The 17,462-nt window shown below is 73.7% G+C and carries 20 protein-coding genes; 11 read left to right on the top strand and 9 right to left on the bottom strand.

Translation table 11 applies throughout. The features are described 5' to 3' along the window. Nucleotides 1–34: 34 nt before the first annotated feature. Entirely contained in the window at nt 35–958 is a 924-nt protein-coding gene (locus O4U47_RS25400; RefSeq protein ID WP_270680492.1) for an alpha/beta fold hydrolase, read from the bottom strand. Between the two features lie 140 nt (nt 959–1,098). Then, entirely contained in the window at nt 1,099–1,674 is a 576-nt protein-coding gene (locus tag O4U47_RS25405) for a TetR/AcrR family transcriptional regulator (RefSeq protein ID WP_270680493.1), read from the bottom strand. Between the two features lie 112 nt (nt 1,675–1,786). On the opposite strand from O4U47_RS25405, the gene O4U47_RS25410 reads away from it, so the two are divergent. Beyond that, nucleotides 1,787–2,245, top strand: a complete 459-nt coding sequence (locus O4U47_RS25410) for a flavodoxin family protein (RefSeq protein WP_270680494.1) — start codon at nt 1,787–1,789, stop codon at nt 2,243–2,245. A gap of 125 nt (nt 2,246–2,370) precedes the next feature. On the opposite strand, the gene O4U47_RS25415 is transcribed toward O4U47_RS25410, so the two are convergent. After that, the gene (locus tag O4U47_RS25415) at nt 2,371–2,568 is read right to left on the bottom strand and encodes a DUF397 domain-containing protein (protein ID WP_270680495.1); all 198 of its coding nucleotides are present in this window, start codon (nt 2,566–2,568) and stop codon (nt 2,371–2,373) included. Nucleotides 2,569–2,573: 5 nt separating this feature from the next. Then, the gene (locus tag O4U47_RS25420) at nt 2,574–3,425 is read right to left on the bottom strand and encodes a helix-turn-helix domain-containing protein (protein ID WP_270680496.1); all 852 of its coding nucleotides are present in this window, start codon (nt 3,423–3,425) and stop codon (nt 2,574–2,576) included. Nucleotides 3,426–3,614: 189 nt separating this feature from the next. Between O4U47_RS25420 and O4U47_RS25425 the strand changes: the two genes are divergently transcribed. The 7 genes from O4U47_RS25425 to O4U47_RS25455 all read left to right on the top strand — a co-directional run bounded on the left by O4U47_RS25425 (nt 3,615) and on the right by O4U47_RS25455 (nt 10,461). Beyond that, complete coding sequence (locus O4U47_RS25425; protein ID WP_270680497.1) at nt 3,615–3,947, top strand: hypothetical protein; 333 nt, start codon at nt 3,615–3,617, stop codon at nt 3,945–3,947. After that, nucleotides 3,947–4,342, top strand: coding sequence for a hypothetical protein (locus O4U47_RS25430; RefSeq protein WP_270680498.1), 396 nt, complete (start codon nt 3,947–3,949; stop codon nt 4,340–4,342). Before O4U47_RS25425 ends, O4U47_RS25430 begins: the two co-directional genes overlap by 1 nt. 285 nt (nt 4,343–4,627) lie before the next feature. Next, nucleotides 4,628–5,572, top strand: a complete 945-nt coding sequence (locus O4U47_RS25435) for a CPBP family intramembrane glutamic endopeptidase (protein WP_270680499.1) — start codon at nt 4,628–4,630, stop codon at nt 5,570–5,572. A gap of 237 nt (nt 5,573–5,809) precedes the next feature. Further along, on the top strand, nt 5,810–6,661 hold the full coding sequence (locus tag O4U47_RS25440; RefSeq protein WP_270680500.1) for a CPBP family glutamic-type intramembrane protease: 852 nt from the start codon (nt 5,810–5,812) through the stop codon (nt 6,659–6,661). Nucleotides 6,662–6,866: 205 nt separating this feature from the next. Continuing rightward, nucleotides 6,867–8,954, top strand: coding sequence for an RNA degradosome polyphosphate kinase (locus O4U47_RS25445; protein WP_270680501.1), 2,088 nt, complete (start codon nt 6,867–6,869; stop codon nt 8,952–8,954). Further along, nucleotides 8,947–9,927 carry an NUDIX hydrolase gene (locus tag O4U47_RS25450; protein ID WP_270680502.1) on the top strand — a complete coding sequence of 327 codons (981 nt, stop codon included), beginning with the start codon at nt 8,947–8,949 and terminating at the stop codon, nt 9,925–9,927. The genes O4U47_RS25445 and O4U47_RS25450 overlap by 8 nt, the downstream gene beginning before the upstream one ends. An 87-nt stretch (nt 9,928–10,014) precedes the next feature. After that, nucleotides 10,015–10,461 carry an SRPBCC family protein gene (locus O4U47_RS25455; protein ID WP_270680503.1) on the top strand — a complete coding sequence of 149 codons (447 nt, stop codon included), beginning with the start codon at nt 10,015–10,017 and terminating at the stop codon, nt 10,459–10,461. A 109-nt stretch (nt 10,462–10,570) separates the two neighbouring features. Here O4U47_RS25455 and O4U47_RS25460 read toward each other — a convergent pair whose 3' ends face one another. The 5 genes from O4U47_RS25460 to O4U47_RS25480 all read right to left on the bottom strand — a co-directional run bounded on the left by O4U47_RS25460 (nt 10,571) and on the right by O4U47_RS25480 (nt 13,966). Further along, nucleotides 10,571–10,801, bottom strand: a complete 231-nt coding sequence (locus tag O4U47_RS25460) for a hypothetical protein (protein ID WP_270680504.1) — start codon at nt 10,799–10,801, stop codon at nt 10,571–10,573. A 79-nt stretch (nt 10,802–10,880) separates the two neighbouring features. After that, the gene (locus O4U47_RS25465) at nt 10,881–11,930 is read right to left on the bottom strand and encodes an ABC transporter ATP-binding protein (protein ID WP_270680511.1); all 1,050 of its coding nucleotides are present in this window, start codon (nt 11,928–11,930) and stop codon (nt 10,881–10,883) included. Then, on the bottom strand, nt 11,915–12,778 hold the full coding sequence (locus O4U47_RS25470) for an ABC transporter permease (protein ID WP_270680505.1): 864 nt from the start codon (nt 12,776–12,778) through the stop codon (nt 11,915–11,917). The genes O4U47_RS25465 and O4U47_RS25470 overlap by 16 nt, the downstream gene beginning before the upstream one ends. Continuing rightward, nucleotides 12,778–13,566 (bottom strand): molybdate ABC transporter substrate-binding protein, encoded by a 789-nt coding sequence (gene modA, locus O4U47_RS25475; RefSeq protein WP_270680506.1) that lies wholly within the window; start codon nt 13,564–13,566, stop codon nt 12,778–12,780. Before modA ends, O4U47_RS25470 begins: the two co-directional genes overlap by 1 nt. Then, nucleotides 13,559–13,966, bottom strand: coding sequence for a TOBE domain-containing protein (locus tag O4U47_RS25480; protein ID WP_270680507.1), 408 nt, complete (start codon nt 13,964–13,966; stop codon nt 13,559–13,561). Before O4U47_RS25480 ends, modA begins: the two co-directional genes overlap by 8 nt. A 171-nt stretch (nt 13,967–14,137) precedes the next feature. Here O4U47_RS25480 and O4U47_RS25485 point away from each other — a divergent pair, with 171 nt between their 5' ends. Genes O4U47_RS25485 through O4U47_RS25495 form a run of 3 tightly spaced genes read left to right on the top strand, consistent with a single transcriptional unit; the run spans nt 14,138 to nt 17,123 of the window. Continuing rightward, nucleotides 14,138–15,505: a sensor histidine kinase gene (locus O4U47_RS25485; protein WP_270680508.1), complete on the top strand. Its 1,368-nt coding sequence runs from the start codon at nt 14,138–14,140 to the stop codon at nt 15,503–15,505. A 2-nt stretch (nt 15,506–15,507) separates the two neighbouring features. Continuing rightward, nucleotides 15,508–16,185, top strand: coding sequence for a response regulator transcription factor (locus O4U47_RS25490; RefSeq protein WP_270680512.1), 678 nt, complete (start codon nt 15,508–15,510; stop codon nt 16,183–16,185). Further along, nucleotides 16,182–17,123 (top strand): DUF4097 family beta strand repeat-containing protein, encoded by a 942-nt coding sequence (locus O4U47_RS25495; protein ID WP_270680509.1) that lies wholly within the window; start codon nt 16,182–16,184, stop codon nt 17,121–17,123. The genes O4U47_RS25490 and O4U47_RS25495 overlap by 4 nt, the downstream gene beginning before the upstream one ends. The last annotated feature ends 339 nt before the right edge of the window (nt 17,124–17,462 follow it).

Below are 17,462 nucleotides of genomic sequence, written 5' to 3' on the forward strand. Positions count from 1 at the left end.
GGCGCGGTGGACCCCGGCCCCGGGTACGCCGGTCTCAGCGCAGGAAGCGCAGCATGCTGTCGGCGACGAACTCCGGCTGTTCCTCGGGGAGGTAGTGCCCGCTGTCCGGCACCTCGGCCACGGTGAGGTCGGCGGCCCGCTCGGCGAGGCCGCCGCGGATCAGCGGCATGTTGCCCGGGCAGGCCAGGCCGAGCACGGGCGCGGAGAGCGGCGGGTACTCCGCGAGGTCGGCGACGTCCTGGACGAACGCCTGGTACCAGGCGTTCCCGGCGCGGACCGCGCCGGGAGCGGCGAGGGCGCGGGCGTAGACCTCGCGGGCGTCGTCGTCGATCGAGGCCTGGTCGCGCAGCATGTACCGGCACAGCCAGTCGACGAGCACCCGCTCGCGCCCTTCGAGCAGGGCCTCGGGGAGCCCCGGCACCTGGTTGAAGGCGAACCACCACAGGTACGCGGTCCCGGGCCCCTGTTCGGCTCCGGTGATGCCGGCGTCCTGGTCGCCCTGGGGGAGCAGCGGCAGGGACAGCACGGACTCGTCGGGGTGCGGCACGTCCAGGACGACGAGCCGCCGCACCGTGTCGGGGTAGAGCGCGGCGACGGCCTCGGCCACCATCCCGCCGATGTCGTGCCCGGCGACGTCGGCCTGCTCGTACCCGAGGTGCCGGATCAGTGCGTGCACGTCGGCGGCCATGGTCCTCTTGTCATAGCCGTCCGCGGGCTTGGCGGAGCCGCCCTGGCCGCGGATGTCCACCGCGACCACGCGGTGCTCGGCGGCCAGGGCGGGCATGATCTTGTGGAACTGCCACCAGGTCTGCGGCCAGCCGCCGAGGAGGATCAGGGGAGTGCCCTGGCCGCCGCCGGCGACGTAGTGCAGCCGGACGCCGTTCACGTCGGCGTGGGCGCTGGTGAAGCCGCCGTCGAGGGAGGCGGCGAGCTCGGCGTCGGTGAGGGGTGGGGTCATGTCCGGTACTCCTTGATTGGAATGGTCGTTTCAGAATCAGGGCGCGCGGGCGGAGGGGTGGGGTCCGCCTCTTTGAAGAACGTACGTTTCGGAACTGGTCCACTGCGGCGCCCCGTGAAGGGGGCTGTGGGCCCACTGCCTCAGAGTGCGGCGACCGCCACGTCGACGACGTGCTCCATGGTCGCGCGATCGGCCCGGGAGCGGCCCATCAGGCGGATCGCACCGATCTGGGCGTGCACGAAGTCGGCGAGCGCCTCCGGATCCTTGTCGGCGGCGATCTCGCCGTCGGCCCGCGCCGCGCGCAGGGCCCACACGAGGGCGTCCACGACCTCCTGTCGGCTGCGCCGCCCCACGGACGCCACGTCCGGGTCCGTCGGGGCCCGTTCGATCTGCGCGTTGACCACGAAGCAGCCCAGTCCGGGTTGGGAGGCCTCCTCCTCGACGACGCTGGTGAGCAGCCGCCGGACGCGTTCGCGGACCGGCCCCTCGGCCTCGACCAGCCCGCGGAGCCCGGCCGTGCCCGCCTCGGCGTAGCGCTCCAGGGAGCGCATGTAGAGGCCGTGCTTGCTCTCGAACGTGCCGTAGAGGCTGCTGCGTCCGATGCCCGTCGCCTCGCACAGGTCCTGTGCCGACGTGGCCGCGTACCCCTGTTTCCAGAAGGTGTGCATGGCCGAGTCCAGGACCCGGTCCGGGTCGAACCCCTTGCTCCGTGCCATGGCCGACACGCTAGCACATTCGGGAACGAGCGTTTCAGAACCGGAGCGGCGATCCTGGGCGGCGCCGAGCGGTCCTGGGGGGTCCTGGGCGGCCATGTGCCACGCTGTGGGCATGGCACGCCTGTTGATCGTCCACCACACACCGTCGCCCGGGATGCAGGATCTCTTCGAGGCCGCGAGCGCGGGGGCCGAGAACGACGAGATCGAGGGGGTGGAGGTCACCGCGCGCGCGGCGCTGGCGGCCACCGCTCCGGACGTGCTCGCCGCCGACGCGGTGCTGCTGGGCACCCCGGCGAACATCGGTTACATGAGCGGCGCCCTCAAGCACTTCTTCGACAGCGTGTACTACCCGTGCCTGAACGACACCGGCGGGCTGCCGTACGGGCTGTACGTCCACGGCAACAACGACACGGCCGGGGCGGTCAGGGCCGTCGAGCAGATCACCAAGGGAATGGGCTGGGAACGCGTGCGCCCGCCCGCCGAGATCATCGGCGAGGTCGGCCGCGAGGCCCGCGAAGAGGTGTGGGAGCTGGCGGCGGTGACGGCGTTGGCGGCGCTGGGGGAGGTCTGACGGGAAGGGACGGGGCGTGGCCGGATCCGGCGGCTGGGCGGAGATTGCCCGGCGGGATACCCTTGGCCTGGTTCTGGTGCACACGGGCTCCAGCGAGGCCTCGCTGGAGCCCGTGTCTTGTCGTGCTACAGGTCGCCGGTCTTCACGGCCTTGATGAACGCGGCCCACTCCGACGAAGGTGCAGTGAGGTGTCCCGCGCCCGGACGCGTGGAGTCACGCACGGCAGAGAGGCCCGTGGCGTCCGCTACCTCGACACACTCGTTTCGCGTGGCACTGTAGCTGCTCTTACGAAAGATGAACTGAGGGTTCTGGTTCTGGTACACGGTTCCTACTCGTAGTTGCTGCGAAGTTCGAGCATCCGGGCGACGGACGCCTCCGGGTGGAGGGCCATCACTCGGACGTCATCCCATGCGTCCCGGTAGATGCCGATCTCCTCCTCCCGCTCAAGGTAGAGGCCATCTGTCCTGGTCTCGACATAGACGATCGACGGGTCCACCGGGTTCGGGAAGTCGAGGATGGTGAATGCGCCCGCGGTGCCGGGGTGAAGGCCCACGCCCAGGGGGAGGACCTGGATCTTGAGCGAGTTCGCTTCCTCGGACAAGGCGATGAGCTTGTCGATCTGAGCCAGCATCACCTCAGGGCCGCCTGCGGGGCGAAGGAAGACGGACTCGTCGATGACCGCCCAGAGGCGCGGGGCGTCCTCCCGATCGAGGACCTCCTGGCGTTCCATGCGGGCGTCGACCGCCCGTTCCGTCGCCTCCAGGTCGCGTGCGTGCATCGATCGGTCCGATGCGGTGGCGTACTCCCGAGTCTGGAGGAGGCCCGGGATCACCATCGACTGGTAGGTCGAGATCACGGACGCTTCGGCCTCGAAGCCGACGTACCCGTCCGTGAAGACGTCGGTGAACTTGGCCCACCAGCCCTTCTCCCGGGACTGTCGGGCCAGGGTGACCAGGCCTTCCCGCACCTCTTCGGACGCGCCGTACAGGTCGGCGAGCGCTCGGATGATGACGGGGTCGGGCCTCTTCCACTTGTTGAGCTCCATGTTGGTGAGCCGCCCACGTGACCAGCCGAGCTGGTCCCCCACCTGCTCCGCCGTCATCCCTGACTCTTCACGCAAGCGTTTCAATTCGGCAGACAGCCGACGCCTGCGGACAGTCGGGCTGTGCCTGTCGCTCACAGTGCGTACCCCTCGTTTCAGGCGCTGGTGCTTCCCTGCGGCGATGGTAGATCACCCCTCTAGCCAAGCTTTTGAGTAGCGGATGCCAGCAGTCAGAATCTTTGTATTGAAAATTCTGTAGCTCGGGGTCAGTATGGACCACACCAGAACCACGCGGCCTGACCAGCCGCACTCCCCGAGGAGCCGTCCATGGACCTGTCGGTGAAGAAGCCCCCCGAGCGGCGGCGGGCCGCGCGCGTCCGCAGCTACAGCCGCGACCGCATCCCCGGCTTCGGCCGCTTCTGTGAGGTCGCCTCGCGCCACCGCGACGACTGGTCGATCACCTACGACTACGCCTCGCCCACCCCCTACCGGGCGCAGTCCCGCCACCGCGAGGACGCCCTGATCACCGCCAGCGACGTCGACGTCCTCGATCAGGCCCTCGCCGTCCTGGCCCCGATCGCCCGCCCCCGTGTCCTTCCGGCCCAGGGCGGCCTCTGGCAGCACCGCGCGTGGTCCGCGCCTCGGCGGGAGGTGGCCTGATGACCCCCGACGGCGCGACCGCCGCATCCCGGCGGCTCTACCCGCGACCCGGACCGCCCCCGACCGCCGCGTCCTCCGCCACCCGGCCCGGCACCACGGACGCCGACCCCAGGCCCGACGCGGACGTGGTGTGGGCCTACTTCGACACCGACACCGGCGAGGCGGTCCTCGCCCTGACCGACGACGCGCGCGGCGTCCTCCGCCTCCGCACCGACCACGACGAGCACCAGGCCGTGCTCCTTGCGGTCCTCGCCGCCGCCTGCGTGGGCGCCCGCACCGCCGTGGACGACGACGCGCGGACCTGGTGGGCCGCCGTCGCCCGCCAGGGTGAGGCGATCCTCGACCAGGTACGCGGGATCCGCCGCCTCCCCAAGGTGTCCCGAGAAGACCCGTGAACCCTCGTCGGTCTCGGGCGGGTCGGGCTTGAGAGGGCCCGCTCAAGCCCGACTTCCCCGAGATCGCCACGGCCTGCGGGTGCGCCGCCATCGCCGATGGAGGGTCAACGGACCGCCATCGCCCGGCAACACGGCGATTCCGGCCGCGAAAGCCGCACACGGGCACGCGCAGGGCCATTTACTGCGATCATCCGCACTCCCCGAGTCCGCGACATACCGCGCACGATCCGTCACATTGCGTCATTCTCCGGTCAGACTGAAGTCTCCGACATGGGGGAGTGGCACGTGGAGGCAGGTCGAGGGCGCGCCGCCCGTGCGGTCACCACCGCGGTGGCGGTGGCCGCCGGGGTGGGGCTGGCCGCCGCGGGGTTCGCCGGGAGCCCGGCGGCCCTGGCCGACGTGAGCTGGTACGGCGTCGGCGCGCTCTGGGCGGTCTGGCTCCCCGTCGCGGCGGGCCTCCTGCTGACCTGGGTGCTGGGCAGCCGCACCGGGCAGATCGACCTCGACCTGCGCGTCCAGGACGCGATGGAGGGCCACCCGGTCCGGCTGGAGCTGGGGCTGCTGCTGGCGATGCTGCTCGGCTACGCCGTGGGCACCGCCGGGCTCTCCACCCTCATCCGCCAGGTGAGCGAGGAGCTGCCGTCCGGGGTCGCGCTGCCGGTCACGCGCCTGGTGTTCTTCTTCGTGCTGCCGGTGCTCTTCGTCGACCAGGGCGGTTTCAGCACCAGCGGCCACGGCACCCGTATGCCCGCGCTGTCCCTGGCGGTGCGCGAGCCGTGGCGCTGGCTCGGGCTGGTCACCGTCGCCGCGGTCGGCGTCCCGATCCTGCTGGACCTGGAGTCGGCGGCCGCGCCGACGCCCACCGGGACCCTCCTCGTGGTCCTGGCGATCCTGGCGGGGGTCAGCGCGATCGAGGAGATCTTCTTCCGCGGCATGGTGCAGACCCGCCTGGAGCTGCTGGCGGGCCGCACCGCGGCGGTGGTCGTGACCGCCCTGCTCTACGCGCTGGCACAGGCGGTGAGCAGCCACTACAACACCTTCACGACCATGGTCGCGCACGACCCGGTGGAGCAGGTCGCCGTGGCGGTGGTCACGTACGGCGTGCAGGGGCTGCTTCTGGGCTACATCTGGATCCGCTACCGGAACATGTGGATCAACACACTCGTCCACGGGGTCCCGCTGGTCCTGGCGACCCTGCCGACCGTCGCCGGGCAGGGCGGGGCCGGCTGACCGGTGGGCCCACGACCTGCGGTGGAGCCCCGCCCGAATAGTCACGTAACAGTGTCGAACCGGTAAAATGTCCGTCGGCGTGCATGCGCCCCGGGGCGGACGGTCCCCCCGGACGGCACTGCGGAGGCGGCGATCCCCATCGACGGCACGGTCCACGGCACGGCGGCGCCTCCTGCGGCGCCGCTCGCGCCGTCCACCGGCCGCGCGGGGCGCGCGCTGGGCCGGGCGGCCGTCCTCGTGTTCACCGCCTGCGCCGCCGCCTACACGGCCGGGTCGCTCGCCCACGGCGGCTTCGATCCGCGTGTGGCCCTGCTGTGGCCCTCGATCGCCGTCGCCCTGGCCCTGGTCCGGCTCCTCCCGCCCCGCACCCCCGAGGCCCGCACGGCCGAGCGGATCCGCGCCCGGATGGCCGACCGCTCGCCGGGGACCGAGGCCGCGCTCCTGGTCGGCTGCCTGGCGGCCTTCGCGGTCGGCGACGCCGTGCTCGCGCCGGTCTTCGCGCTGATCGGCCCCGGCGCGCCGCCGCTGTCCTACTACGCGGCCAAGGCCATCTTCCTGCTGCTCCTCCCGCCCCTGTTCGCCGGGGCCGGGGGGATCACCCGCCGCTCCGCCGGGCCCGACCTGCTCGCGCTGGCCGCCGGGGTGCGCGAGCCGTGGCGCTGGGCGGCCCTGGTCCCCGCCGCGGTGTTCCCCGCCCTGCTCGCCCTGCCGTGGATCGCCCGCCCCGACCTCCCGGGGACGCTGCCCGCCGACTACGCGCTGGGCGCGGTGATCGCGCTGACGTTCGCCGGGGTGGCCGTCGCCGACGTGCTGTTCTTCTCCGTGCTCCTGCAGACCCGCCTGGAGCTGCTGTTCGGCCGCTGGCCGGGCATCGCGGCCACGGCGGTGCTGTACGGTCTGTCCTCGCTGGTCGGCGAGCCGCTCACCGGCGGCGCGCACGACCTGGCCTCGGCGGTCGCCGTCCAGGGCGCCTCGGGCCTGGTCGCCGGGTACCTGTGGGCCCGCTACCGCAACCTGTGGGCGAACCTGCTGCTGGCCGGGGGCGTCACCGCGCTGGCGATGGTCCCGCCCACCGCGGCGTTCCTCTAGCGTCGTCGGTCCCGGGGGAGGGAACGACCCTAGAGGTGCGGTTTCAGGGGTGCTTTTCCCGAGATCAGCGGGGCCCGTGCCGGACGGCCGGCGGCCGCGGGCGTTCACGGCCCCGCCTCGCACGGGGCCACCGGGTGATACGTCACAATCGGTGCAGGTAGTACAGTTCGCCGTCCGTTCACCGGAATACGACAGCGTGCGAACCATGGCGACGGAAGCGGTTTTCATGGGAGAAGAGGCAGAGGACCTTCCCGAGGGGCGGTTCATGGACCGGGAGGTCGACTGGCTCCGGTTCAACCAGCGGGTCCTGGAGCTGGCCGAGGACGCCGGCATGCCCCTGCTGGAGCGGGTCCGCTTCCTGGCCATCTTCGCGGGCAACCTGGACGAGTTCTTCATGGTGCGGGTGGCCGGGCTCAAGCGGCGCCTGGCCACCGGCGTCGCCGTGGCCGGACCCAGCGGGCACCACCCCCGCGAGCTGCTCACCCGGGTCGCCGAGGTCAGCCACGACCTGATGCGGCGGCACGCCCGCTGCTACCACGACTCGGTCGCCCCCGCCCTGGCCGAGGCGGGCATCCGCATCCTGCGCTGGGACGACCTGGACGAGCACGACCGCCGCCGGATGCACCGGTTCTTCCGCGGCTCGGTCTACCCGGTGCTCACCCCCTTCGCGGTGGACCCGGCCCACCCCTTCCCCTACATCTCCGGGCGCTCGCTCAACCTGGCGGTGACCGTGCGCGACCCGCGCACCGGCCGCACCGCCTTCGCCCGGATCAAGGTGCCCTCGGCGCTGCCCCGGTTCATCCGCCTGGAGGGCGAGGCCTTCGTCCCGGTCGAGGACGTCATCGCCGGGCACCTGCCGCAGCTGTTCGCCGGGATGGAGGTGCTGGAGCACCACGCCTTCCGGGTGACCCGCAACGCCGACCTGGAGGTCGACGAGGACGAGACCGACGACCTGGTGCAGTCCCTGGAGAAGGAGCTGCTGCGGCGCCGGTTCGGCCCCATGGTCCGCCTGGAGGTCGAGGAGGACATCTCCCCGGAGGTGCTGCGCATCCTCGAGCGCGAACTGGGCGCCGAGGACGAGGAGGTCATCGCCGTCCCCGGGCCGCTCAACCTGGCCGGGCTGCACCAGATCGCCGACCTGGACCGCCCCGAGCTGAGCTTCTCCCCGATGGTCCCGGCCGAGCCGCCGGGCCTGGAGGCCGAGGACCTGTTCACCGCGGTCCGCCGCCGCGAGCTGCTGGTGCACCACCCCTACGAGTCGTTCACGACCACCACCGAGCGGTTCGTGGCCCTGGCCGCCACCGACCCCAGCGTGGTCGCGATCAAGCAGACGCTGTACCGCACCAGCGGCGACTCGCCCATCGTCGAGTCGCTGATCGAGGCGGCCCGCTCGGGCAAGGAGGTCGTGGTCCTCGTCGAGATCAAGGCGCGGTTCGACGAGCAGAACAACATCGCCTGGGCGCGCAAGCTGGAGGAGGCCGGCTGCCACGTCGTCTACGGCGTCGTCGGCCTCAAGACGCACTGCAAGCTGTCCCTGGTGGTGCGCAGGGAGGACGACGGGTCGCTGCGGCGCTACTGCCACGTGGGCACCGGCAACTACAACCCGCGCACCGCCCGCGTCTACGAGGACTTCGGGCTGTTCAGCGCCGAGCCGGAGGTCGGCGAGGACCTCAGCGACCTGTTCAACCGGCTCACCGGGTTCTCCCGCACCACCAGCTACCGGCGGCTGATGGCCGCGCCCGACGGGCTGCGCTCGGGGCTGACCGAGCGGATCGCCGCCGAGGTGCGCGCGCACGCCGAGGGCCGCCCCGCGCACATCCGCATCAAGGTCAACTCCCTGGTGGACGAGGACATCATCGACGCGCTGTACCGCGCCTCGGCGGCCGGGGTCCCCGTCGACCTGTGGGTGCGCGGGAGCTGCGTGCTGCGCCCGGGGCTGCCGGGGGTCTCCGAGACGGTCCGGGTCCGCAGTATCCTGGGCCGCTTCCTGGAGCACTCCCGGGTGTTCGCCTTCGAGAACGGCGGCGACCCCGAGGTGTGGCTGGGCAGCGCCGACCTGATGCCCCGCAACCTGGACCGCCGCGTGGAGGCGCTGATCCGGGTGGCCGACCCCGAGCACCGGGCCCGGCTGGTGGAGCTGATGGACACCGCGATGGACGAGGGGACCTCCTCCTGGCACCTGGGGCCGGACGGGGAGTGGACCCGGCACACCCGCGACGCCGAGGGGGCGCCCCTGCGCGACCTGCAGGCCTCCCTGCGCCGCGACCGGCATGTGAGAGCGACGGATGGTTGACGACTACCCCTTCGACGAGGCCGAGATCACCAGCGCGTGGCCGCCCCGTGAGGCCGCTCCCGGCGGCTACATGGAGCCCATCCGCGCGGCCGGCGCGGTGCTGTGGCGGCGCGGGGAGGCCGGGCACGAGGCGGTGCTGGTGCACCGCCCCGACCGCGGCGACTGGACGCTGCCCAAGGGCAAGGTGAAGAACGGCGAGCACCTGCTCACCGCCGCCGCGCGGGAGGTGGTCGAGGAGACGGGCCTGCGCCCGGTGTTCGGCCGCCGCCTTCCGCCGCAGCGCTACCTGCGCGAGGGCTGGCCGAAACTGGTCGACTGGTGGGCGGCCGAGCCCGGCCCGGGGGCGTCGGTGTTCACCCCCAACGAGGAGATCGACCGGGTGGAGTGGGTGCCGCTGGCCGAGGCGCGCGACCGGCTCACCTACGACCACGACGTCTCGGTGCTCGACAACTTCGTGTCGGGGCCGCTGGAGACGTTCCCGCTGGTGCTGCTGCGGCACGCCCCGGCGGGGGAGAAGCGCACCTGGGACGGTGAGGACCTGCTGCGCCCGCTGGACGACGCCGGGCGCGAGGGCGCGCAGGAGCTGGTGCGGGTGCTGGAGCCGTACGGGCCGATGCGGGTGGTCTCCTCGGCGGCGGCGCGCTGCACCGAGACCGTGCTGCCGTACTCGGTGGCCACGGGGATGGAGGTGCGCACCCTCCCGGCGCTGACCGCGGGCGTGCACGGCGGCTCCGGGGTGGACCCTGCGGCGGCGCGTGCGGCGTTCGGCACACTCCTGGAGGAGGGGCGCCCGACGCTGGTGTGCACGCACGGGGAGCTTGTGGGCGACCTGATGAAGGAGGCGCTGGGGCGGCTCGGCGCGCCGGTGACGCAGCAGATCTCCCTGCGCAAGGGCACGTTCTGGGTGCTGCACGTGACCAAGGGCGAGAAGCGCTCCCTGGCGGCGGTCGAGCGCCACGAGGTGATGCGCTGAGCCGGGCCCGCAAGCGGTGCCCCGGAACACGGCTCCGGAACACGGCCCCGGGGCGGTGCGGGGCGGGGGCACTGAGATGATTCCGGCATGGCCCAGCACAAGGTGGCGCGGAGCGTCGTGGTCGACGCGCCCGCGGAGAAGGTGTTCGACATCCTGGCCTCGCCCGGCCGGCACGCCGAGTTCGACGGCTCGGGCACGGTGCGCGACGCCGTCCGGGGGCCGGAGCGCCTCGGCCCCGGTGACGAGTTCGGCATGGACATGCGGATGGGCGTGCCCTACCGGATGGCCAACCGGGTGGTGGAGTTCGAGGAGGGGCGGCTGATCGCCTGGCGGCACTTCGGCGTCCACCGGTGGCGGTTCGAGACCGAGCCGCTGTCGGACGGCACCTGTCGGGTGACCGAGACCTTCGACTACTCGGCGGGGGGACCCGCCCTGCGGTTCGGCTACATGCTGGCCGGGTGGCCCGCGCGCAACGGCCGCTCCATCGAGCAGACCCTGGTCCGGCTGAAGGACCTGGTGGAGGGCGGCGCCTGACCCCCGGCCCGGCGCCGGCGCCGGCGCCGGGGCCCCGCGCCCGGGGCCGGTGTGGCGGCCGCGGGCCCGGGGCCGTACCGCGTGGCGCGGGCGGCTCTTGCGTAGCCGCCTAGTAGCCGTCGTAGCCCATGTGGCGGTCGCCGTCGTAGTACCCGTCGTAGCCGCCGTGCCCCAGCAGCAGCGTCTCCGCGGCTCCGGCGCGGTCGCCGTAGTAGCCGTCGTACCCGTTCCCGTCGCCGTAGTAGCCGTCGGCGGAGGCCGCCGCACCGGCGGACATCGCGAGGGCGGCCCCGGCGGCGGCGGTGACGGCGGCCGCGGCGAGCGTGCGCGTGAATGACATGGACATGCCTTCCTGTGCGTAGTCATAGCACTACCGACAGTGAAGAGCGTAGGGGAGGCGCCCGCCGATCACCAGCACGTCAGGCCGGGTAGCACCGCACTTCGGAGGCCTTGACCGCGGCCCACACCCGGGCGCCCGGCGCCAGGTCCAGCTCGGCGAGGGCCGCCGGGGTCACGTCCGCCCCCAGGGACAGGGGGCCGCCGAGCCGCACCCGCACCTGGTCGCCGAAGCGCTCGACCCCCTCCACCACCAGCGGCCACACGTTGCGCGGCGTGCCCGAGGGCGGGTCGGGGAAGAGCGCCACCGCGCGTGGCGGGAACGCGGCGAACACCGGCCCCCACCCCGGCGAGGGGGCCTCGATGCGGGCGCCCCCGTCCACTTCGACCGCCGTGCCCTCCTGGCGGCCCCGGTACAGGTTGAGCCCCACCAGGCGCGCCACGTACTCGGTGCGCGGGCGCAGTGCCACCTCCGCCGGGGGGCCGTCCTGCACCACCGCCCCCTCCTCCAGCACGGTGATCCGGTCGGCGAGCACCATCGCCTCCAGAGGGTCGTGTGTGACCAGCACGGTGGCACCGTCGAAGGCGTGCAGCCGGGCCCGCAGGCCCGCGCGGACCTCCTCGCGGGTGTGGGCGTCGAGCGCCGACAAGGGCTCGTCCAACAGCAGCAGCCGCGGGTGCGCCGCCAGCGCGCGGGCCAGCGCGACCCGTTGGGCCTGACCCCCCGACAGCGCCCCGGGGCGGGCGCGCGCCCGGTCGGCCAGTCCCATCTCCTCCAGCAGCTCGGCGGCGCGGGCACGGGCGGCGGCCTTGGACTCGCCCCGGCAGCGCGGCCCGAACGCGACGTTGTCCAGCGCGGACATGTGCCGGAAGAGCAGGTAGTCCTGGAAGACCACGCCGATGGGGCGCCGCTCGGGCGGCAGCGCGGTGATGTCGCGGCCCTCCACGGCCACCGACCCGCCGGTCAGCGGTTGCAGCCCGGCCAGCGCCCGCAGCGCCGTCGACTTCCCCGCGCCGTTGGGCCCCAGAAGCGCCACCACCTCGCCGCGGTCGGCGGTGAGCGCCGCGTCGAGCCGGAACGTGCCGCGCTCGGCCCGCAGCCGGGCCTCCAGGGCGCTCACGCCGTCGTCCAGCGGTCGCGCAGGGCCGCCAGCACGGCGACCGACACCAGGAGCAGGATCAGGCTGAGCACCACGGCGGCCTCCGGGCTCTGCTGCATCGCCAGGTAGACGGCGAGGGGCATGGTCTGCGTGCGGCCGGGCAGGTTCCCGGCGAAGGTGATGGTGGCGCCGAACTCGCCCAGCGCCCGAGCCCAGGCCAGCACCGCACCGGCGAGCACGCCGGGCGCGGCCATGGGCAGGGTGACCCTGCGGAAGGCGGTCCAGCGGGTGGCGCCGAGGGTGGCGGCGGCCTCCTCATAGCGGCGGTCCGCCCCGCGCAGCGCACCCTCCACGCTGATCACCAGGAACGGCATGGCGACGAAGACCTGGGCGACGACCACCGCCGCCGGGGTGAAGGGCAGGGACAGGCCGAACCACTCGTACAGGTGGCGGCCGAGCAGCCCGTTGCGGCCCAGCACGAGCAGCAGCGCGACGCCGCCGACCACCGGGGGGATGACCAGCGGGACGGCGACCAGGGCGCGCACGGCCCGGCGCCCGGGGAAGTCGGTGCGGGCGAGCAGCCAGGCGAGCGGGACCCCGAGCAGGAGGGCGACGGCGGTGGCGGCGGTCGCGGTGGACAGGGACAGCCACAGGGCCCCGAGCACCTCGGGTGAGGCGGCGAGGGGGGCGATGTCCCCCCAGGGGGCGCCGATGAGCAGCCCGGCGAAGGGCAGCACGAGGAACGCGAGCCCGAGGAGGGCGGGCACGACCAGCAGCCAGGGCACCCGCCCCCGGGGAGGTCGCGTTGATCTCGGGGAAAACGACCCTACGAGTGCGGTTTTAGCGTCGCTTCTCCCGAGATCAACGCGGGGTTCGGGCATCAGGAGTCCCCGCCAGGGCTGAAGCCCGCGTCGGCCAAGGCCCCCTGGCCCTCGTCGGACAGGACGAAGTCGACCCACTCCCGCGCCGCCTCCGGGGCGGCCGCGTCCTTCACGACCGCGATCGGGTAGTCGTTGGCGGCCTCCTCCGCGCCGTCGACGGGGACGCCCTCCACGTCGTCCCCCGCCGAGCGGACGTCGGTGGCGTACACCAGCGCCGCGTCCACCTCCCCGAGGCGGGCCCTGGTCAGCGCCGCCTTGACGTCCTCCTCCTCGGAAGCCCCCGACACCTCCACCCCGTGGGCGTCCAGCAGCTCCCGGGCCGCCGCGCCGCACGGGACCTCCGCCGCGCACAGCGCCACCCGGGCGCCGGGGCCGGCCAGGTCCTCCAGCCCTCCGACGCCCGCCGGGTTGCCCTGGGGAACCGCGATCATCAGCTCGTTGCGGGCGAACACCCGGGGGTCGCCCTCGGCCAGCCCGTCACCGGCGACGTCGTCCATGGTGCGGGTGTCGGCGGAGGCGAACACGTCCGCGGGCGCGCCGTCGGCGATCTGCAGGGCCAGGTCGGAGCTGCCCGCGAAGTTGAAGTCCACCGGCGTGCCCGTTTCCTCCTCGAACCGTTCGCCCAGGTCCGTGAAGACCTCGGTGAGCGAGGCGGCCGCGAACACGGTGAGGGGGGCGCCGCCGCCGGAGCCCCCTCCGGCGCCGCACCCGGCGGCGGCCCCGCCCAGCAGCAGCGCGGCGACGGCGGCCGATACGGCCCGGAGGCCCGCGGTGCCCGGCTCAGTCATGGCGTGCGCTCCAGTCCGTCCCGCTCTCCACGATCACGTTGGTCGACTTCACCACCGCCGTGGCCGCCGCACCCGGCTCCAGCCCCAGCTCGTCGGCGGCCTCCCGGCTCATCAGCGATACCAGCCGGTGCGGCCCCGCCTGGATCTCCACCTGGGCCATCACGTCCCCGCGCACCACGCCGGTCACCAGGCCGCGCAGCCGGTTGCGGGCCGATGAACGGCCCAGGTCGGGGTCGGAGTCGGGGGAGCGGAGGAACGCGGCCAGGGCGGCGCCGTCCACGATGCGGCGGCCCGCCGCGTCGCGCTCGGCGGGCAGGCGGCCCGCGTCGACCCAGCGGCGGGCGGTGTCGGGGCTGACCCCGGCGAGCTCGGCGACCTCGCTGATTCGGAACGTCGGCATGACCGGCACTCTACTCCTTGCATATGCCAGGAGGAATAGCGGATTCACCGGCATATGCGAGGCCGGGTGCCGACCGGTTCGGAGGAACCTCCGAAGGGGAGGGTGTGCTGGCACTACCCCCCTTCACGTGGCAGCGCCATCGCGCGGTCCGGGCGCGCGACCATAGGTTGCATGGTGAGCGGTGGAGACGACGGCGGGAGGCCGGACGCGATGGCGAGCGGGGGAGCGGCGGAGGCCGCCGCCTCCTCCCGGCAGGGGTGGGGCGAGCGGCTCCTGGCCCTGTTGCACCTGCTCACCTCCCTGGTGCTGTCCGCGCTGTACCTGGTGCCCGCGACCTTCGTGACGCTCGCGGCCGCCGTCGTCGGCTTCGAGATCTACTACAACCTGATCGGCGCCGCCTTCGCGGCGCAGGGGACCGCCGTCCTCGTCCAGGCCGGCGCGGCCCTGGCCTTCGCCGTCCTCGGCATGCTCGGCGCCCGCCTGTCCTGCGCCCTGCAACGGCGGTGGCTCGGGGACGCCTTCGGGGTCGTCGAGACCCGCCCGCCCGAACCCGACACGCCCTCCTCCCCGCCCGGCCGCGCCCTGAACTTCGTGTTCGGCGCCGAGGCGTGGGGCAACCTGCTCTACTGCACCGTCGCCGGGCTGCTGGGGCTGACCGTCGGCGGCATGGTGCTGGGCCTGGTCGTCTTCGGCCTCGGCGGGGTGGCGGCCGCGGCCATCGCCGCCGGCTACGTCGCCCTCGGCGGCGACGCCTCCCTCGGAGCGCTCGGGGGCAACCTGCTGCTGGCCGCGGCCGGGGTGCCGGTGGCGCTGTGGCTGGCGCCGTTCGCGGTGCGCCTGGAGTACGCGATCGCCCGCACCATGCTCTTCGACGCCCCCGAGGTGCGGGTGCGCCGCCGCCTCATGCACGTCCAGGACAGCAGGTCCCGCATGGTGGACGCCGCCGAGGCCGAGCGCCGCCGGATCGAGCGCGACCTGCACGACGGCGCCCAGCAGCGGCTGCTCGCGGTCACCCTCACCCTCAGCCGGGCCCGCTCCCGCTTCGACCGCGACCCCCGGGGCGCCCGCGACCTGCTGGACGAGGCCCAGGCCGAGGCCAAGGAGGTGATGGAGGAGCTGCGCGAGGTCGCCCGCGGCCTGCACCCGCGGGTGCTCACCGACCACGGGCTGGAGGCGGCGCTGCCGGTGGCCGCCGGACGGGCGCCGGTGCCGGTCAAGGTCGAGGTCGACCTGGACGGGCGCCCCTCGCCGCGCGCCGAGGGCGTGGCCTACTCCGTGGCCAGCGAGGCCCTGACCAACATCGCCAAGCACGCGCACGCCTCCTCGGCGCGGGTCGCGGTGCACCGCGTGGCCGCGCGCCGCGGCGACCTGCTGCGGGTCACCGTGGGCGACGACGGTGCCGGGGGCGCCGACCCCGAGCGCGGAACCGGGCTGTACGGGCTGTGGGACCGGTTGGACGCCGTCGACGGGCGCCTGGAGGTCCGCAGCCCCGAAGGCGGCGGGACGGTCCTGACCGCGGAGATCCCATGGGAGGCATAGCGATGCGGGTGATCATCGCCGAGGACTCGGTGCTGCTGCGCAGCGGCATGGCCCGGCTGCTGGAGGACGAGGGGGTGGAGGTCCTCGCGCAGGCGGGCGACGCCGAGGCGCTGATGGCGGCCGTCGCCGAGCACCCGGAGGCCGACCTGTGCCTGGTCGACATCCGCATGCCGCCCGGCTACTCGGAGGAGGGCATGGACGCGGCCATCCGCATCCGCCGCACCCACCCCGGGGTGGCGGTGCTGCTGCTGTCCCAGCACGTGGTGAGCCGGTACGCCGGGGAGCTGCTCGGCGGCGGCGCCTCCAAGGTCGGCTACCTGCTCAAGGACCGCGTCGCCGACATCGAGGAGTTCATGGAGGCGCTGCGCCGGGTCGCCGACGGCGGCGCCGCCATCGACCCCGAGGTGGTCTCCCAGCTCCTCAGCAGGCGCGGCGACAGCGCCCTGGACCGGCTCAGCCCGCGCGAGAACGACGTGCTGGCGGCGATGGCCGAAGGCCTGAACAACGCCGGCATCGCCGCGCGCCTGGTGATCACCGAGCGCGCGGTGGAGAAGCACATCCGGTCCATCTTCACCAAACTCGACCTGGGCCAGGACGACCACGACCACCGGCGCGTCCGCGCCGTACTGGAGTACCTCCGCGGCGTGGAGACCGCGGCCCCTGAAGGGAGGAATCCATGACGTTCAACGCCCGGGGGCTTTACGCCTCATCGAGCAAGGTGCCGCGCCAGCGGCGGTTCCGGTGGATGTGGCTGGGGGTCGTGGTCGCGCTCGCGGCCCTGCTCTTCGGCGCGGCGGCGGCGCTGGGGGCGGTGCCCGTCGGCGGGGAGGAGCGCGCCCCCCAGCGGTTCGACGGCGCCGAGCGCGTCGTCATCGACAACCGGACGCCGGGGGAGGTGACGGTGACCGCCGCCGACACCGACGCCGTCGAGGTGCGCACGGAGCTGGAGCGGTCCCTGCTGTTCGAGCCGGCCGCGACCCTGGACGAGCGCGGCGGCGAGGTGCGCGCCGACGCGTCCTGCCAGGCGGCGCTGATGTCGGCCTGCTCGGTCGACTACGACGTGACGGTGCCCCGGGACGCCGAGGTCGAGGTGAGCACCGTCGGCGGCGAGGTCGAGCTGGTCGGCCTCGGCGGCACGGTGCGGGTCGATTCGGTGTCGGGGCCGGTGGAGGCCGAGGACCTGGGCGGCGACGCGCGCCTGGAGACCACCTCGGGGCCGGTCGAGGTCAAGGGGGCGACCGGGTCGCTGGAGGCCCACACCGTCTCCGGGCCGATCGAGATGGAAGGGCTGGACATCGGCGGTCTGGTCGCCGAGACCACCTCCGGCACGATCGAGGCCGAGGGCGCGTTCGACACGGCGGACCTGGAGTCCACGTCCGGCGGGATCGAGGTCCGCGCGCGGGAGCGGTTCACGTCGCTGCGCGCCGACAGCACCTCCGGCTCGGTCGAGCTGCGGGTGCCCGGCGGCGCCTACGACGTGCGGACCGACACGGCGAGCGGCGACACCGACGTGGAGGTCCGCGAGGACAGCGGGGCCGACAGCAGCATCCGGGCGTCCACCACGAGCGGCGGCATCGAGGTCCGCACGGACGACGACGGAGACGACGAGGACGGCTGACGGCGCAGGACCGGGTAGCGGAACCGGATGGCAGACCCAGGTGAGCGAACGGCGGCGGCCGGGGACAGAGGTCCCCGGCCGCCGCCGTGGCCGGGCAGATCGGCGAAAGACCGGCGGAGCCGTCGGTGATGTGGTTCCGCAGGAATCTTCACCGCCTGCCGCCTGCCGCCTGCCGCATGGGTCATCGAGGTCAGACGGCCCCACCCCAACCGACGGGGCGGGGGCGGCGACGACGGGACCAGCAGGTACCCCGCTCATGGGCCCCGGCCGGGTGGCAGGCTGCCGGGGGTGAGGGCGGCGACGAAGCAGGTTAGCGGCTCTTCCTGCAGTGCTGTCGGC

Source organism: Nocardiopsis suaedae (assembly GCF_027706745.1).
GTDB classification, from domain to species: domain Bacteria; phylum Actinomycetota; class Actinomycetes; order Streptosporangiales; family Streptosporangiaceae; genus Nocardiopsis_A; species Nocardiopsis_A suaedae.